Source organism: Stenotrophomonas sp. pho (genome assembly GCF_006228405.1).
GTDB lineage: Bacteria > Pseudomonadota > Gammaproteobacteria > Xanthomonadales > Xanthomonadaceae > Stenotrophomonas > Stenotrophomonas sepilia.
Window position 1 is genome coordinate 38,163 of sequence record NZ_CP029759.1, and the last position, 16,877, is coordinate 55,039.

Below are 16,877 nucleotides of genomic sequence, written 5' to 3' on the forward strand. Positions count from 1 at the left end.
GCCGCTGGCCGGCAATGACCGATCGCGCAGGCGCCTACAGCGCGCTCTGCGGACGCACCTTCAGTACCGCGTTCTCGGTGGTGCAGTCGCGGCTGGAGTGCAGGCCGGCCGTGCGCGCGGCAGCGATCTCCTTGCGTGCGGCCAGCAGGTCCTTGTTGAACGCGGCGTTGTCGTGCAGGCGGGCCACGGCGGCGGCACCCATGAAGCGGCCTTCGAGGATGTCGCTCTGCCAGTGCACGTTGCATACCAGGCGGCTCTCGCCGTAGTTGCGGCCGCGGGCCTGGATGGCATCGGCGCGGTCCGGCACGATCTCCGACAGGATCAGTGCCCAGGCCCAGCCGATCGAGGTGTGGCCGGATGGATAGGAACCATTCTTGCGCAGGCCATCCTCGTCCTTCGGCGAGCAGGTCGGCTCACCGTTGACCATGAACGGGCGCGGGCGCTGGTAGTGGTTCTTGGCTGCCTTGGTAGCGGCGCTGGCGTCGATCCGGCTGCGCTCCAGCAGTCGATACAGCGCCGGAGTCTTCACCGCATCGACGTCGATGTCGGCGGCGCAGGAGAAGTGGTTTGCACCTTCGGGGAAGCCGAGTTCCGCATCGATGCTGGCCTGGGCGAAACGCGGGCTGCCTCGCAGCGCGCGGGCTTCACGGCTGACCTGTTCGTCCAGGGCGAGGGCGGCCGAACCGGCCACCGGCGGTGCCGGCACCAGATCGAGGCTGGCCGGAACAGCGCTCTTGTCCAGATAGCCCACGGCCTTGGTGGTGATGTTGGCTTCGACGGCGGTCGGCTTGGTGGCCGTGGCAGCACAGCCGGCCAGGGCCACGGCAACGGCGAGGCCGAGCAGCGGGCGGGCAGGGTGGGAAATCAGCGACATGGACGGGCTCCGGAGGAAAAACATCGCGTCATGATCGCAGCCCGTGCGCGGCACCGCAGTGGCCATCGGTCATACGGCCAGACCCGGCATGGTCATCACAGGAGATGAAGAACGTCATCGAAGGGTGCCAGTCTGCTGAATCCGGGCGCAGCGCACGGACTTTCACGCGGCCGCACCGTGAGCATCGGCACATCGGCAGGCACCAGGGGCCGTCCAGTTCCAGCCGGGTCGGGGGATCCGAAGACAGAGGGAGAGAAGCGATGCGCAGCACCGCAACAGGAAGTACCGTCCTGGCCCTGCTTCTGGGGCTGGCAGCAGCACCGGCGCAGGCCGCCGACGTGGTCGGCGTGGCCTTCGTGCATGGCACCGGCGCGCAGACCAATGCCACCCAGGACTACTGGCAGCCGGCGATCATCGACACCGTGCGCCAGGGCCTGCCGAACAGCAGCAACTATGTGGTCATCAACTGTGACTTCACCCAGTACATGTGGAAACCGGAGGCCGCCGGCTGCCTGGCCAACCAGCTGACCAGTTTCATCGACAGCCGAGGCATCACCCAGCTGGTGGTGATTACCCATTCCAACGGCGGCAACGTGATGCGCTGGATCCTGTCCAATCCGACGTACGACAGCCGCTATCCGAAGATCATCCGCACGGTGCGCAAGGTCAACGCACTGGCACCGTCTTCGGCGGGCACGCCACTGGCCGATGCGGTGCTCAACGGCAATACCTTCGAAACGTCACTGGGCTGGCTGCTGGGCTACAAGAACGACGCGGTACGCCAGCAGCAGGTGGCCAGCATGGCCACCTACAACGCGCAGAACCTGTACGGCACTGCCGGTCGCCCGGCGTTGCCCAGGCCGTTCCGCGCGGTGGTCGGCAGTGACGTGGAATCGGCGGTGTGGGACAGCAACAGCTACTGCGGTGGCTATGCCGCCAACGTTGGCCTGGAGTTCACCCAGAACTGGTTGTCGTCCTGCTCCGATGGCTTCCTGGAGTGCAGCAGCCAGAAGGCGGCCGGTACCACCTGGTTCACCGACAAAGCGCGCACCCAGGGCGCAGAACCGCTCAGCCACAACCAGAGCCGGCGCGAGTGCTTCGGCCTCGGCACCCTGCTGCGCAACGACCTGACCCAGTGAGGGAGATGACCATGACGCCCCATTCCACCCTGCTGGCCAGTGCGGTGCTGGCAGTACTGTCCCTTTCCGCCGCGAAGGCCGCGCAGCCTCTGCAGGCGGCCCGCGCGGGCGATCAGGTGCCTGCCGCATTGGTGGCCGCGCCGCTGCCTGCCGATGAAAGCGAACACGCGCCGTTGTCGTTTGCCTGGGCGCTGGACCCGGCGCAGCCGCTGCAGGCGGCCACGCCATATGCCTCGGTCAGCCGCAGTTACTGGCAGCAGGTCGATGGCACGCAGCTGCAGCGCGGCCTGGACCTGCCGCTGACGGCGCCCGATGCGGTGATCCAGCTGAGTCCGGCCGCAGGAGCCCGCGCGCTGCCGGCCAATACCCTGCAGGTGCGCGACCCGGCTGGCCGCAGCAGCGTGGCCCGCAGTGTCGATGCGCGCGCGCTTCAGGATGCCGGCATGCCGGTGAGTGATGGCAGCAGCATGCTGCGCACCGGCGCGACCAGTGCCGCCGGTGCGTACACCCTGCAGAGCACGCAGGCGCAGGGCCGCTATGTGGTGCAGGTGCTGGAGCCGAACAGCCCGCTGCGGTTGGAAGTGCAGGCCAACCAGGCGCAGGTGCTGGCCGGTGGCAACGTGCAGCTGCAGGCACGCCTGCTGGAAGACGGCGCCACCACCGCGCAGCTGGCATCGCGTCGTGGCGGCCTGGGGGGTGAAGCCCTGCTGGTCGCACCGGATAGCCGCAGCTGGCCGCAGCGCCTGCTGCGCACCACCGATGGCAGCCTGCGCGCGCAGGTGCGGATCCCGACCGACATCGGCACCGTGCAGGGGCTGTGGGAGCTGCAGGTGTTCGCCCAGGCCGATGGCGTGCTGCGCGATGGCAAGGTGGCCTTCGCGGTGGCACGGCCGACCGCGCGTTTCAGTGGCCAGGCAGCACCGGACCCGTCCAGCCGCCAGGTGGCGCTGCCGCTGCAGGTGGCTGCGGCAGGCCGCTACGAGGCACGCGGCACGCTGTATGCCACGGCCCGCGATGGCCGGATGAAGCCGGTCGCGCAGGCACATGCAGCCGCGTGGTTCGATGGCCCAGGCGCCGGCCAGCTGGTGCTGCCGTTCGGCGAGGCCGCGTTGCCGGCCGGTTTTGGCGCACCGTACGAGCTGCGCGACCTGCAGCTGCAGGACCAGAGCCGGATGGCACCGATCGAGTCGCGCGCGCTGGCGTTGCGGTTCTGAGGTTGCGTGCAGCGGGCCGGGGTCCGGCCCGCTGCTCCTGTGTAGAGGCGAGCCCATGCTCGGCGGCCGTTTGCCGTGATCAGGAGCAGCCGAGCATCGGCTCGGCTCTACAACGGCATGCCGATCACCCCGCGTATGCGGTCAGCCGGCCTTCCTGCTCGCAGACGGTGATCGCGCCGCCGAACACCGCAGACAGCGGTTCGTTGCGCAGCAGCTCGGCGCGGGTGCCGTCGGCCAGCACGCGGCCATCGCGCAGCAGTACCACGCGCTCGATCTCGGGAATGATCTCTTCGATGTGGTGGGTCACCAGCACCAGGGTGATGCCCTGCTGCGCCAGCACCCGCATGGTCGCCACCAGCTGCTCGCGGGCGACCAGGTCCAGCCCGGTGGAGGGTTCGTCCAGCAGCAGTGCCTGCGGCCGGTTGACCAGCGCGCGGGCGATCAGCACGCGGCGGGTCTCGCCAGCGGACAACTCGGCGTAGGCGCGGTCGCGCAGGGACAGGGCGCCGGTCATCGCCAGTGTCTCGCCCACACGTGCGCGCATATCGGCGGTCACTTCGCGGAAGGCCGGCACCACGTAGCTGGCGAAGAAGCCGGACAGCACTGCCTGTTCCACGGTCAGGCCCGGCATGTCGGCCAGATTGCTGCTGAGATCGCCGGTGACGATGCCGAGCTGCGATCGCAGCCGGTCCACCTGCCAGCGGTTCTGCCCCAGCACCCTTACCGCCACGGAGCCGTCGACCTGCGCCAGCGGGTACAGCTCGCGGGTGATCAGCTTGATGAAGGTCGACTTGCCGCAGCCGTTGGGGCCGAGCAGGGCGGTGTGCTGGCCCTGCGCGATGCGCAGGCTGAGCCCGTGCAGCACCTTCACCTGGCCGCGCACCACGGTGGCGCGGTCCAGTTCGATCAAGGGGGGCAGCTCCGCAACGGGCGGGCGGCAGTCATGGTGCTGGCGCGTGGATCAAGGCTCGACAACTCAGGTCCCCAACTGTGAACGGTGCCACGGATGGCGATGCGATACATCGCCGCAGGGATGCAGTTTGCAACGCAAGCGCCCATCATGTCTGCCATCCCCGCGTCGATCCGGAGAGCTGCCATGTCTGATGCCCTGATGTCCCTGTTGACCGGTGGTGTGCTCGGCCTGGGAGGGTGGGCCATGCTGGCGGTGTTGCTGGTCTTCACCCAGATCACCATCTTCTCGGTAACCCTGTACCTGCACCGCAGCCAGGCCCATCGCGGGGTCGATTTCCATCCGGCGCTGGCGCACGTGTTCCGCTTCTGGCTGTGGCTGACCACGTCGATGATCACCCGCGAGTGGGTGGCCATCCATCGCAAGCACCACGCCAAGGTGGAGACCGAGGACGATCCGCACAGCCCGGTCACCCGCGGCATCGGCAAGGTGTTCTGGCATGGCGTGGAGCTGTACCGCGAAGCGCGCGGCATGCGCGCGGACATCGAGCAGTACGGGCGCGGCACGCCGGACGACGCGATCGAGCGCCACCTGTATACCCCGCACGCCACGCTGGGGCCGGTAGTGCTGCTGGCGATCAACAGTGTGCTGTTCGGCCTGCCCGGCGTGGCGCTGTGGGCGATCCAGATGGCGTGGATCCCGTTCTGGGCGGCGGGCGTAGTCAATGGCCTGGGCCACTGGTGGGGGTACCGCAACTACGAGTCGGCCGATACCTCCACCAATCTCACGCCGTGGGGGTTCTGGATCGGTGGCGAGGAGCTGCACAACAACCACCATGCCTTCCCCAGTTCGGCGCGCTTCGCGATGCGGCGCTGGGAGTTCGATATCGGCTGGAGTGCGATCCGCCTGCTGCAGGCGCTGCGCCTGGCCAGGGTGCTGCGGGTGGCGCCGGCCATGGACGTGCGCCCGAACATCGCCGTGCCCGATGCCGAAACGCTGAAGGCGCTGCTGTCGCACCGCTTCCAGGCGATGACCGATTACCAGCGCAACGTGTTCATGCCGGCCCTGCGCGAGGAGGCCGCGCAGGCCGGGGCCAAGCTGCGCCGCCTGCTGCCACGCCGGTTGCGCCGTGGCCTGGTCAACGATGGCCGCTGGCTGAAGCCGGACAGCCGCGCCCAGCTCAGCGCATGGGTGGCGCAGCGGCCGCGCATCCGCACCCTGGTCGAGTACCGCGGGCGATTGGCTGCGCTGCTGGAAGCCCGTGGCCACGACGCCGCCGAGCGCCTGCATCAGCTGCAGGCGTGGTGCCGGGAGGCCGAGGAAAGCGGTATCGCGGCGTTGCAGGCCTACGCCGCACGGTTGAAGGGCTACAGCCTGGTGGGCGCGTGAGGGCAGGGTACGGGCTTCTGCTGGCGGCGCTGCTGCCGGGTGCGGCGCTGGCCCAGGTCACCGACACCGCCAGCTATCTGCAGCGGATGGACAGCGATGGCGACGGCAGGGTCAGCGAGGCCGAGTACGTACAGTGGATGCTGTATGCCTTCGATCGCATGGACCGCAACGGTGATGGCGTGCTGAGCGCCGACGAGCTGCCCGGCGGCAAGGGCAGGGCAATCCGCCGCGAGCAGCAGCGGCAGGTGATCGTGCAGCGCTTCCACAAGCAGGATGCCAACGGTGATGGCTTCCTGGATGCCCGCGAGCTGTCCGCGCCGCCGCGTTGAGCGGGCGTAGAATCGCCCCATGCCTGAACTGCCCGAAGTCGAAACCACCCGCCGCGGCCTGGCGCCGCACCTGCAGGGCCGGCGCGTGCATGGCGTGATCCTGCGCCGCGCCGACCTGCGCTGGCCGATTCCACCGGAAGTGGCCGAGCTGCTGCCGGGGCAGCGCATCGAGGACATCCGCCGGCGCGCCAAGTACCTGCTGCTGGATACCGCCATCGGCAGCGCCGTGCTGCACCTGGGCATGTCCGGCAGCCTGCGCGTGCTGCCCGGTGATACCCCGCTGCGGGCGCATGACCACGTCGACATCAGCCTGGACAACGGCCGCCTGCTGCGCTTCAACGACCCGCGCCGCTTCGGCAGCCTGCTCTGGCAGCCGGCTGGGGAGATCCACCCGCTGCTGCAGGGGCTGGGCCCGGAGCCACTGGACGACGCGTTCGACGGCGACTACCTGTTCGCCCGCAGCCGGGGCCGCAGCGCGCCGGTGAAGACCTTCCTGATGGACCAGGCGGTGGTGGTGGGCGTGGGCAACATCTACGCCGCCGAGAGCCTGTTCAAGGCCGGCATCAGCCCGTTGCGCGAGGCAGGAAAGATCTCGCGAGAACGCTACCAGCGGCTGGCCGACGCGGTGAAGGAGATCCTGGGCTACGCCATCACCCGCGGCGGCACCACCCTGCGCGATTTCATCAGCCCCGACGGTGCGCCGGGCTACTTCGAGCAGGAGCTGCTGGTGTACGGCCGCGACGGGTTGCCGTGCCCGAACTGCGGGCGCGCGCTGAAGCACGCCACCATCGGCCAGCGCGCCAGCGTCTGGTGCAGCCACTGCCAGCGCTGAGCCGGCGACCAGCGGCAGCTGAACGGGCAGGGCGCGTCTCCGCTGCCCGTTAACGTTTGTCTGCCTATGATGGCCGACCTTCCTCCCTGTGCCTGACGCGCCTGCATGCAACGACGCGACTTCATCCGCAATGCCTCCCTCGCCCTGGCTGCATTCGGCCTTCCGTCCCTGCCCGCGTGCGCGGCCAGCAGGAGCGGCCAGATGGGCCTGCGCCGCCTCGGCCAACCGCAGCCGTTCGACTTCGCCACCCTGAAGGGCCAGGCGCGCGCGCTGGCACAGGCACCCTACAAGAGCCACAAGCGGGTGCTGCCGGGCCGCCTGGAAGGCCTGGACTGGGACCAGTACCAGTCGATTGGCTACCGCCAGGACCATGCGCTGTGGGCCGACCAGCCCGGCAAGTTCCAGGCCAAGTTCTTCCACCTGGGCCTGTACTTCCATTCGCCGGTGCGCATGTTCGACGTGGTCGACGGCAAGGCGCAGGAACTGGCGTATGACGGCGCGGCGTTCAACTACGGCAAGAGCGGCATCAAGGATGGCGAGCTGCCGGCCGATCTGGGCTTCGCCGGGTTCCGCCTGAACACCCGCAAGGACACCGACCGCGACTTCGCCGCCTTCCTGGGCGCCAGCTACTTCCGCGCGGTCGGCAAGGAAGGCCAGTACGGCCAGTCCGCGCGTGGCCTGGCGATCGACACCGGCATGGGCAAGCCGGAGGAATTCCCGGATTTCATCGCCTACTACCTGGAACAGCCGTCGGCTGATTCGGAGACGATCGTGGTCTATGGCCTGCTGGATTCGCCCAGCGTGGCCGGTGCCTATCGCTTCGCGATCACCAACGGTGACGTGCTGCTGATGGACATCGACAGCGCGCTGTACCCGCGCAAGGCGATCGAGCGGTTGGGCATCGCCCCGTGCACCAGCATGTACCAGGTGGGCGAGAACGACCGCCGCATGGGCTGGGACTGGCGCCCGGAGATCCACGATACCGATGGCCTGTCGCTGTGGACCGGTGCCGGCGAATGGATCTGGCGCCCGCTGCTGAACCCGCGCAACCTGCGCTTCAACATGTTCGTGGACCGCAACCCGCGCGGCTTCGGCCTGCTGCAACGCGACCGCAACTTCGACCATTACCAGGACGACGGCGTGTTCTACGAGAAGCGCCCGTGCCTGTGGGTGGAGCCGAAGGGCGAATGGGGCGAGGGCTCGGTGCAGCTGGTGGAGATTCCCACCGTGGACGAGACGTTCGACAACATCGTGGCGTTCTGGAACCCGAAGGAAAAGCCGCAGCCGGGCCAGGAGCTGCTGGTCGGCTACCGCTTGTACTGGGGCGCCGAACCGCCGGCGCGCCCGCCGCTGGCGCACTGCGTGGCCAGCCGCACCGGCCTGGGCGGTGTGGTCGGCAAGAAGCGTGAGTACTTCAGCTGGCGCTTCGCGGTGGACTTCGAAGGTGGCGAACTGGCCAGGCTGATCGACAAGGCCGAGGTCGAAGCGGTGGTGGAAGCCAGCCGTGGCCGGGTCGAGATCGTGTCGGCGCGCCCGCTGCGCGAGATCAACGGCTATCGCGCGATGTTCGACCTGGTGCCGCCGGAAGGCAGTACCGAGCAGATCGACATCCGCCTGTTCCTGCGCAGTGGTGGCAAGACCCTCACCGAGACCTGGCTGTACCAGTACACCCCGCCGCCGGCCGGTGCGCCGGAGCGCACGCTGTACTAAGTGGGGATTGGGTTTGCAGGGCTTGCAGCCCTGCACCTGCAGAGGCCAGAGCCGAAGCAACGGCAGAAGCTGGTTTCCTGTAGGAAGGCGGGGTGGGTCCGGTTGAGGGGGACGGCGTAAATACGTCCATGTAGCCTCGGTCGCGCCATCCATGGCGCTCACGCCCCCGCAACCGGACCCACCCCGCCTTCGACAGACCTCCGCGATCTGTCGGAACAGCTCATGGGGTCAGATCCGTTTTCCGAAGGAAAACGGATCTGACCCCGGAATTTCATTCGATATCTGACAGATGTGTCGACCAAGGTCGACACCCACCAACAGCTGCGGGATTGTGTCAGAGGTGGGGCGGTGTCGGAGTGCGGGGTGTCAGCCGCATGGATGCGGCTGCCAAGCTTACAGGGACGTACTTGCAGCGTCCCCGCACTCCGACACCGCCCCGCCATTCCACGGAATGCCCGCTGTTGCCGTTGCTTCGGCTTGAAGCAGGTGCAGGGCTGCAAGCCCTGCAAAAGAACACCCCTTACAGCGGCAGGGGCGCCTGCGCCGGATCGATCCGGCCTTCGCCGCGGGTGATCTTCTTGAACTCGGCACGGCTGACCGACACGTAGCGCTCGTTGCCACCGATCTCCACCTGCGGGCCGTCCTGCACGGCGTGGCCATGCTCGTCCACGCGCACGGTCATCGTCGCCTTCTTGCCGCTGTGGCAGATGGTCTTGATCTCCTGCATCTCGTCGGCCCAGGCCAGCAGGTACTGGCTGCCTTCGAACAGCTCGCCGCGGAAGTCGGTACGAAGGCCGTAGCACAGCACCGGAATGCGCAGCTGGTCGACCACCTCACTGAGCTGCCAGACCTGGGCGCGGGTCAGGAACTGCGCCTCGTCCACCAGCACGCAGCCCATCGGGCCGTTGGCTGCCAGATCCTGCTCCACCCAGCGCTGCAGGTCGGTATCGCGGTCGAAGGCCATGCCGTCAGCGCGCAGGCCGATCCGCGAGGCAACCACGCCGGCGCCGGCACGATCGTCCAGGCGTGGGGTCAGGATCGCCACCCGCATGCCGCGCTCGCGGTAGTTGTGCGCGCTCTGCAGCAGGGTGGTGGTCTTGCCGGCGTTCATCGCCGAGTAGTAGAAGTAGAGCTTGGCCATCGGCCAATTCTAGTCGCCACCCGGCCCGCCGTCGCGGATCGGCCGTGGCCGGGCGATCACGTGCCGGCTGTCGCGTACCCCGGTGCCAGCAGCGCCGAGGCAACGATGGCCTGGCAGGCGTGGCTCATCGCCCCGATCTGGCCAGCTCCTCGTCCTGCCATTGCCGGTAGGCCACCGGGTCCCAGTAGCGCGCCAACTGGTGCTTTTCCGGTTGCAGCACACGGGCCCCCGCATCGCCACGGCCCTGGCTGCGCATGGCGCCGTTCCAGCCGGCGCGGCTGCCGGTCTGCCGCATGCTGCCGGCCCGCAGTTCACGTTCCAGCCGCGGCGTCGCGGCCGGGTCGCCGAACTCGGCATACAGCGCGCGGCCCTCGCGTACCGCGCGCTCGCGCTCGTCGGCGGACAGCGCCTCCCAGAAGCGTTCGCGCTGTACCACCAGCCACTCGGTGCCGCGCTCGGCCGCCAGGTCCATCCATGCATAGCCCAGGGCGCGGTCGACCGGACCGCCCTGCCCGTTCCAGAGCATGTCGGCCAGCGCTGCCTGTGAGAGCTTGTCGCCGTAGCGCGCGGCATTGCGGAAGTCGTTGCGGGCCTCTTCGTGGCGGCCCCGCTCGCGGGCCTGCATGCCGAGCCCACGGAAGCGCAGGTCCGGATGGTAGACGAGGAACTCGTGCGACTGCAGCACGATCGTTTCATAGGCGTCGGCAGGCGGTGCCGGGCTGGACCCGGCCGCAGGCACGGCCAGCAGGCCCAGCAGGGTAGCCACCAGCGGGCGGGCGATGATGTTCAAGGACATGGACCACGCTCCTGTGTTCCGGAGTCGACTCAATACCTTAGGGCCAGGCGTCATGCAAGTCAGGTCGGCCCGCCGGCACCCCGCTACAATCCTGTCCCCATGCACGGTCTCAATCCCCCCAAGCCGCCGCCGTCCTGCACATCGAAGGCCCCTTGCTGGTGCTCGCCGGCGCCGGCAGCGGCAAGACGCGGGTGATCGTGGAGAAGATCGCCCACCTGATCGGCAGTGGCCGCTATCCGGCGCGCCGCATCGCGGCGATCACCTTCACCAACAAATCGGCCAAGGAAATGCGCGAGCGCGTGGCCAAGCGCCTGCGCGAGCAGGACGCCGACGAGGCGACCATCTGCACCTTCCATGCGCTGGGCCTGAAGTTCCTGCAGATCGAACATGCCGCCGTGGGCCTGAAGCGCGGCTTCTCCATCTTCGATGCCGATGATGCCGCCGCGCAGATCAAGGACCTGATGCACGGCGCCAAGCCCGATGACATCGAGGACATGAAGAACCTGGTGTCGCGCGCGAAGAACGCCGGGCTGTCGCCCGAGCAGGCGATGGCCGCCGCACGCAGCAACCGCGAGAAGGAAGCGGCCAGCGTCTACGAGCGCTACCAGCTGCGGCTGACCGCGTTCAATGCGGTCGATTTCGATGACCTGATCCGCCTGCCGGTGCAGATCCTGGAAGAGAACCCCGAGATCGCCCTGGCCTGGCGCGAGCGCATCGGCTACCTGCTGGTGGACGAATGCCAGGACACCAACGACGCGCAATACCGCCTGCTCAAGCAGCTGGCTGGTGAGAAGGGCAATTTCACCTGCGTGGGAGACGATGACCAGTCGATCTACGCCTGGCGTGGCGCCAACCCGGAGAACCTGCAGCAGATGGGGCGTGACTACCCCACGCTGGAAATCATCAAGCTGGAGCAGAACTACCGCTGCTCCAACCGCGTGCTGCGTGCAGCCAATGCGCTGATCGCCAACAACCCGCACGAACACCTGAAGAAGCTGTGGAGCGACCAGGCCGACGGTGAGCGCATCCGCGTGTGGGAGTGCCGCAACAGTGAGCACGAAGCGGAAAAGGTCGCCGCCGAAATCGCCTTCGTGGCGCAGTCGCGCAACGTGCCGTGGAGTGATTTCTGCATCCTGTTCCGTGGCAACTTCCAGTCGCGGCCGCTGGAAAAGGCGATGCAGCTGCTGCGCATCCCCTACCACCTGACCGGCGGCACGATGTTCCTGGAACGCCAGGAAGTGAAGGACACGCTGGCCTGGCTGCGGCTGCTGGTGAACCCGGACGATGACACCGCGTTCATGCGGGCGGTGCAGTCGCCCAAGCGCGATGTGGGTGCCGGTACGCTGGCCAGGCTGGCCGAGCTGGCGCAGGAAAAGGACATGCCGATGGCGCATGTGGCCGAGACCATCGGCGCCCTGCAGCAGTTGCCGCCGCGCGCGGCCAACAGCCTGGCGCGCTTCACCGACATCCTGCGCGACCTGCGGGCGCAGATGCGCCAGGTGACGTCCGGCGACATGATCCGCAAGGTGGCCAAGGAGTCGGGGTTGCTGAGCGAGCTGCGCCAGCAGGCCAAGGAAGAGGCCAGCTACCAGCGCCGGGCGAACAACATCGAGGAACTGGCGCAGTGGTTCGAGGGCGGCCCGCGCGGTGCCACCGCCGCCGACCTGGCCGGCCAGCTGGCGCTGCTCTCGCGCAGCGACAAGGACGAGGGCGGCAACCAGGTGCGCATGATGACCATGCACGCCTCCAAGGGCCTGGAATTCCCGTACGTGTTCATCGTCGGCTGCGAGGACGGCGTGTTGCCGCACCAGGTCAGCCTGGACGAGGGCAACCTGCAGGAAGAACGTCGCCTGCTGTACGTGGGCATCACCCGCGCCAAGATCCAGCTGTGGATGAGTTACAGCAAGCTCACGCGCAAGTTCGGCGAGCATGTGCGGCTGAAGCCGAGCCGGTTCTTCGATGAGATCCCGGCCGAGGAGATCCAGCGCGATGGCGCGGACCCGGTGGCGGATGCGGCGCGGAAGAAGGAACGGGCGAGCGCGGGGTTGGCGGCGATCGAGGCGCTGTTCGATTGAGGATCGAAAAGCCACTAAAGTGGTATTCCAATCCGTCCGATTGACGCTTCTGGCCTTGAGCCTGCATCGGGTTAAGGCCTAGTGTGAGCGCACCCGAAGTGCGCGCCGTGTCTTTCATCGTGTCCAACGACATCCCTCCTGTTCTCACCCGTACCTTCGTCGGGCTGGGCCTGGTCCTGCTTGTTTCAGCGCTTCTGGCCTACGTTGGGGCCAGGCGCTTCCTCGATGCGGCGGTCATTGCCGATGGCAGGATCACCCATGTGGATGCCGTCAGCGTTGATCGCGGTGGTTCGCGCACTTCAGGGGTGAAGTTCCTGTACTGGGTGGACTTCACTACCAGCAGCGGGCAAGTGATGCGGTTCTTCGCAGGTCGTACCAGCCGTCGTGCCTACATGACGGGCGATCATGTAGATGTGCTGTACCTGCCGGACCGCCCGGACAAGGCCCTGGTGCGTTCGCTCTCATCACCCTGGGGCCTGAGCGTCATACTGGGATTGGGCGGCGGCCCATTCCTGCTGGCGGCGGGACTTCTGCGCCTGCCGCAGGCGGCGAGGGCATGGCGGCGCAGGCAGCTCCTTCGCCACGGGACACGGGTGCAAGCCAAGGTCCGGGCGATCAAGCGCGATCGCGGAGTATTTTCGGGGGAAGGCATCCGTTCGTCATCGTCTGCGCCTGGCGCGATCCTGAAACCACTCGATGGCATGTCTTCCACAGTGCGTATCTCTGGGCCGATCCCCGTGCACAGGTGAGTGGGCGTGAACTGGATGTCCATGTCATGCCGGGCAATCCGCGCTACTACCATGTCGATACCTCCTTCATTCGATCAGCGCCGGCACCTGCACGCTGATCGATCAACCCGGCAGCACCATGCCCACCCTCCTCAGATGTTTTTTGCTGTTTTTCTTTGCCGTGGGCCTGCTGACCCTTCTGGCCGCCGCCTGGCTGTTCGTGGACGTCCAGCGTTTCGCGCGCAAGGCCGTTTCCGTAACCGGAACGGTGGTGGCCGTCCAGGCAGAGGATGCCCGGTCGGAAATGGAGGGGATGCCCGCACGTGACATCACCCTGCATCGCCCGGTGGTGAGGTTCCAGACCGCACAGGGGCAGATGATTCAGTTCACCGCGTCCTTTGCTACCGGGGCACCACTGTACGTGGTCGGCGAACAGGTACAGGTGCTGTATCCCGGCGGCATGCCTTCCAAGGCTCGTATCCAGCACCCGGGATTGCGCTGGGGCGCACCGCTGCTGTTGGCGCTGATGGGCATGGGGTTCTGCCTGATCGCCGCATGCGTCCATCGCCTGTGCGTGCGCTACTGGCCGATCCTGTTCGGCCCGCGTGACGGGGCATGTGGCTAGGCTGAGCATCGTAGTGGCCCACTTGGCCTGAGCGTGCTGCACGGCGGGCGCTGCAAAATCGAGGTATTCCTTCCGGAGCCCACCCATGCATCCCATCGAAAGCGAACGCCTGCGGCTGCGCCGCCTGGAACCAGACCGGGATGCTGCGCCGATGCTGGCACTGCTCAACGATCCAGGCTTCCTGCGTTTCATCGGTGATCGCAACGTGCGCAGCGAGGAGCAGGCGCGGGAGTACATCGCGCTGCGCGTGCTGCGCAGCTATGCGTTGAACGGCTTCGGCATGTATGCGATCGAGCGCCTGGCCGATGGCGCGTGGCTGGGTAACGCCGGCCTGGTGCGGCGTGATGGCCTGCCGGGGCCGGATATCGGCTATGCGGTGCTCTCGGAATTTGCCGGGCAGGGCTACGCCGGTGAGGCGGCGCGTGCGGTGTTCGCGCATGCACGCGGAGCGCTGAGCTTGCGGAATCTGTATGGCATTACCGATCTGGACAACGTGGTGTCCGGGAAGATCCTGCTGGGCTTGGGCATGCAGGAGCGCGGAGTGATCCAGCTGCCGGGCGTGGACAGCCCGAGCCGGCTGTATGCCACGCCGGGAGCGGCGGAGGTCTGATCCCTGATGATCGTAGGTGCCGGCCGCTGGCCGGCATCCAGGCATCACCGGGTTGCCGGCCAGCGGCCGGCACTACCGGATGTGGACCTCAACCGCGCAGTTCTGCCAGCTGCGCCTGCAGCTCGGCCACGGCCGTTTCCAGCTGGGCCACGCGCTCGGCCAGGCCCGGATCGGCCGCATCGCTGCTGCCCCCGCCACTGCTGGCGTACTTGGCCGCCAGCGCCGCGCCATCCACTTCACCGCACAGCAGGTGCATGTAGCGGTCTTCGCGTTGGCCGCTGGCGCGCGGCAGCACCACCAGCAGCGCGCGCTGCTGCAGGCGCTCGACGGCGTGGCGGGCTTCGTCGATATCCGCGAACCGGTACAGACGCTCGCTGCGCGACACCAGCTCGCCCAGGGTCTGTGGGCCGCGCAGCAACAGCAGCGCCAGCAGCACGGTCTGCTGCCGGGTCAGGTCCAGCGCGGCCTGCAGGCGGTGCTCGTAGCGGTCGGCGCGCGAGGAGAAGTGCTGGCGAGCCAGGCCCAGTGCTTCCAGCTGGCGCAGCGCGTGCTGCACGCTGCCGGCGTCGACGTTCATCACCGGCTCCCGGGCGGTCTTCTGGTTGGCGGCCGACTGGGCCGCATTGACCGTCAGCGGGTAGGTGTCCGGTGTGGTTGCCTCCTTCTCCACCAGGCAGCCCAGCAGGCGGGCCTGCACCGCATCGAGCAGGGGGACGTCAGGGGTCTGGGTGGAATCGGTCATGGCGGCCTCCGGAAGAGCAGCGGGTCAACCACCAAGCATAGCCGTCCCAGGGCCGGCTTTGCCGGTAAAATGCGCCGGTATATCTGATTGCCGGTGAATCCATGCGTCGTCCTGTTTCCCTGTCCCTGACCCTGCTCGCCACCGCGGCGCTGGGCCTGTCCGCCTGCAAGCGCGTGGACGCGCCTGCCGCTGAAGCCGCGGCGCCGCAGGCCCCGGCGTCCGCCGCCAAGGCCGATGGCGCGCGTGATGCCACCGCCAACGACAACCTCAACGCCGTGCTGTGGATGCAGCGTGCGCAGGAGTACAGGGCGATCACCGAGCAGACCTACCGCGCCGCCGCCGACCACCTGGACGTGGCGCTGAAGGAAGCCCATTGGGATGCTCTGGTGCCGGAAGAACGCGGCAACGAGGCCAAGGGCCTGAAGCCGGCCGTGGTGCTGGACGTGGACGAGACAGTGCTGGACAACTCGCCCTACCAGGCGCGCCTGGTGCGCGACGGCAAGGAATACGACGAGCTGAGCTGGGACCAGTGGGTGGCCGAAAAGAAGGCCAAGGCGATCCCGGGCGTGGTTGATTTCGCCAAGGCGGCCAACGCCAAGGGCGTGACCCTGCTGTACATCTCCAACCGTGCTGTGCACCTGAAGGACGCGACCCTGGCCAACCTGCGCGAGCAGGGCCTGCCGGTGGCCGATGACAGCGTGTTCCTGGGCCTGGGCACCGTGGTCGAAGGCTGCGAGCAGGCTGGCAGCGAGAAGAACTGCCGCCGCCGCCTGGCCGGGCAGAAGTACCGCGTGCTGATGCAGTTCGGCGACCAGCTGGGTGACTTCGTGGAAGTGACCGCCAACACCAACGAAGGCCGTGACGCCCTGCTGCAGCAGTACCACGACTGGTTCGGCGAGCGCTGGTGGATGCTGCCGAACCCGACCTACGGCGGCTTCGAGCCGGCGCAGTTCAACAACGATTACAGCCAGTCGCGCCAGGCCCGCCACGACGCCAAGCGCGCCGCGCTGGACTACGCACCATGAGCCGCGCACCGCTGCCGCTGCGCGATGACGAGCGCCTGATCTTCGCGCTGGACGTCCCTGACCGCGCGCAGGCGCTGGCGTGGGTCGACCGCCTGGGCGACAGCGTGGCGTTCTACAAGATCGGCATGGAACTGCTCGCCTCCGGCGAGTACTTCCAGGTGCTCGATGAGCTGGCCCGCCGCGACAAGCGCGTGTTCGTCGACCTGAAGTTCTTCGACATTCCGGCCACCGCTGCGGCGGTGATCAAGCGCCTGTCGCAGTGGCCGGTCAGCTACGCCACCATCCATGGTTGGCACCCGGCCATGATGGAGGCGTGCGCGGCCGCCAACAGCGGCGACATGCGCCTGCTGGCAGTGACCGTGCTGACCTCGATGGGGCGCCCCGACCTCGCACAGATGGGCATCGACCGCGAACCGGTGGACGTGGTGGTCGAGCGCGCGCTGGCTGCCCAGGCCGCCGGCATCGATGGCGTGATCGCTTCGGGCCAGGAAGCCGGCCCGATCCGCGCTGCCACCGGCAGCGGATTCTCGATCGTCTGCCCTGGCATCCGCCCCGGTGGCCCGGTCGGCGATGACCAGAAGCGTACCGTTGGCGTAGCGCAGGCCTTTGCCGATGGCGCCGATGCCATCGTGGTCGGTCGCCCGATCCGCCTGGCCGCCGATCCGCAGGCCGCAGCGCGGGCGATCCAGCAGGAAATCGCGTCGGCTCTGGCTGCACGCTGAGCCCACCACCGACGCC

16 protein-coding genes and 1 pseudogene are annotated in these 16,877 nt (G+C 67.9%); 12 read left to right on the plus strand and 5 right to left on the minus strand.

Annotation, left to right across the window (positions count from 1 at the left end; all coding sequences use genetic code 11):
• Positions 1 to 34: 34 nt before the first annotated feature.
• Positions 35 to 874 (minus strand): acid phosphatase, encoded by an 840-nt coding sequence (locus DL544_RS00170; protein ID WP_139726556.1) that lies wholly within the window; start codon positions 872 to 874, stop codon positions 35 to 37.
• Positions 875 to 1,134: 260 nt separating this feature from the next.
• Here DL544_RS00170 and DL544_RS00175 point away from each other — a divergent pair, with 260 nt between their 5' ends.
• Complete coding sequence (locus DL544_RS00175; protein WP_070488845.1) at positions 1,135 to 2,013, plus strand: hypothetical protein; 879 nt, start codon at positions 1,135 to 1,137, stop codon at positions 2,011 to 2,013.
• Between the two features lie 11 nt (positions 2,014 to 2,024).
• Entirely contained in the window at positions 2,025 to 3,227 is a 1,203-nt protein-coding gene (locus DL544_RS00180) for a DUF4785 domain-containing protein (protein ID WP_139726557.1), read from the plus strand.
• Positions 3,228 to 3,351: 124 nt separating this feature from the next.
• Here DL544_RS00180 and DL544_RS00185 read toward each other — a convergent pair whose 3' ends face one another.
• Positions 3,352 to 4,137: an ABC transporter ATP-binding protein gene (locus DL544_RS00185; RefSeq protein WP_139726558.1), complete on the minus strand. Its 786-nt coding sequence runs from the start codon at positions 4,135 to 4,137 to the stop codon at positions 3,352 to 3,354.
• Between the two features lie 186 nt (positions 4,138 to 4,323).
• Here DL544_RS00185 and DL544_RS00190 point away from each other — a divergent pair, with 186 nt between their 5' ends.
• From DL544_RS00190 to DL544_RS00205, 4 genes are all read left to right on the plus strand, one after another.
• Positions 4,324 to 5,526: a DesA family fatty acid desaturase gene (locus DL544_RS00190; RefSeq protein ID WP_072167421.1), complete on the plus strand. Its 1,203-nt coding sequence runs from the start codon at positions 4,324 to 4,326 to the stop codon at positions 5,524 to 5,526.
• Positions 5,523 to 5,855 carry an EF-hand domain-containing protein gene (locus DL544_RS00195; RefSeq protein WP_005421108.1) on the plus strand — a complete coding sequence of 111 codons (333 nt, stop codon included), beginning with the start codon at positions 5,523 to 5,525 and terminating at the stop codon, positions 5,853 to 5,855. Before DL544_RS00190 ends, DL544_RS00195 begins: the two co-directional genes overlap by 4 nt.
• A gap of 19 nt (positions 5,856 to 5,874) precedes the next feature.
• Complete coding sequence (gene mutM, locus DL544_RS00200) at positions 5,875 to 6,687, plus strand: bifunctional DNA-formamidopyrimidine glycosylase/DNA-(apurinic or apyrimidinic site) lyase (protein WP_005421105.1); 813 nt, start codon at positions 5,875 to 5,877, stop codon at positions 6,685 to 6,687.
• Positions 6,688 to 6,792: 105 nt separating this feature from the next.
• Positions 6,793 to 8,397, plus strand: coding sequence for an OpgD/OpgG family glucan biosynthesis protein (locus DL544_RS00205; RefSeq protein ID WP_032954730.1), 1,605 nt, complete (start codon positions 6,793 to 6,795; stop codon positions 8,395 to 8,397).
• 520 nt (positions 8,398 to 8,917) lie between these two features.
• On the opposite strand, the gene DL544_RS00215 is transcribed toward DL544_RS00205, so the two are convergent.
• Together DL544_RS00215 and DL544_RS00220 are read right to left on the minus strand one after the other, a co-directional pair.
• Positions 8,918 to 9,538 carry a thymidine kinase gene (locus DL544_RS00215; protein ID WP_005421101.1) on the minus strand — a complete coding sequence of 207 codons (621 nt, stop codon included), beginning with the start codon at positions 9,536 to 9,538 and terminating at the stop codon, positions 8,918 to 8,920.
• Between the two features lie 124 nt (positions 9,539 to 9,662).
• On the minus strand, positions 9,663 to 10,334 hold the full coding sequence (locus tag DL544_RS00220) for an SEL1-like repeat protein (protein WP_005421099.1): 672 nt from the start codon (positions 10,332 to 10,334) through the stop codon (positions 9,663 to 9,665).
• A 99-nt stretch (positions 10,335 to 10,433) separates the two neighbouring features.
• Here DL544_RS00220 and DL544_RS00225 point away from each other — a divergent pair.
• The 4 genes and pseudogenes from DL544_RS00225 to DL544_RS00240 all read left to right on the plus strand — a co-directional run bounded on the left by DL544_RS00225 (position 10,434) and on the right by DL544_RS00240 (position 14,372).
• Positions 10,434 to 12,409: pseudogene (locus DL544_RS00225) on the plus strand (UvrD-helicase domain-containing protein).
• Between the two features lie 107 nt (positions 12,410 to 12,516).
• Positions 12,517 to 13,158: a DUF3592 domain-containing protein gene (locus DL544_RS00230; RefSeq protein ID WP_176556891.1), complete on the plus strand. Its 642-nt coding sequence runs from the start codon at positions 12,517 to 12,519 to the stop codon at positions 13,156 to 13,158.
• 118 nt (positions 13,159 to 13,276) lie between these two features.
• A complete protein-coding gene (locus tag DL544_RS00235; protein WP_095378490.1) occupies positions 13,277 to 13,762 on the plus strand; it encodes a DUF3592 domain-containing protein in 486 nt (161 codons plus the stop codon).
• Positions 13,763 to 13,847: 85 nt separating this feature from the next.
• Positions 13,848 to 14,372 (plus strand): GNAT family N-acetyltransferase, encoded by a 525-nt coding sequence (locus tag DL544_RS00240; RefSeq protein ID WP_139726561.1) that lies wholly within the window; start codon positions 13,848 to 13,850, stop codon positions 14,370 to 14,372.
• Between the two features lie 88 nt (positions 14,373 to 14,460).
• Here the strand turns inward: DL544_RS00240 and DL544_RS00245 are convergent, their stop codons facing one another.
• Positions 14,461 to 15,114 carry a YceH family protein gene (locus DL544_RS00245; protein WP_139726562.1) on the minus strand — a complete coding sequence of 218 codons (654 nt, stop codon included), beginning with the start codon at positions 15,112 to 15,114 and terminating at the stop codon, positions 14,461 to 14,463.
• 101 nt (positions 15,115 to 15,215) lie between these two features.
• Here DL544_RS00245 and DL544_RS00250 point away from each other — a divergent pair, with 101 nt between their 5' ends.
• Both DL544_RS00250 and pyrF read left to right on the plus strand, forming a co-directional pair.
• The gene (locus DL544_RS00250) at positions 15,216 to 16,139 is read left to right on the plus strand and encodes a 5'-nucleotidase, lipoprotein e(P4) family (protein ID WP_005421086.1); all 924 of its coding nucleotides are present in this window, start codon (positions 15,216 to 15,218) and stop codon (positions 16,137 to 16,139) included.
• Positions 16,136 to 16,861, plus strand: coding sequence for an orotidine-5'-phosphate decarboxylase (pyrF, locus tag DL544_RS00255; protein WP_005421084.1), 726 nt, complete (start codon positions 16,136 to 16,138; stop codon positions 16,859 to 16,861). The genes DL544_RS00250 and pyrF overlap by 4 nt, the downstream gene beginning before the upstream one ends.
• The last annotated feature ends 16 nt before the right edge of the window (positions 16,862 to 16,877 follow it).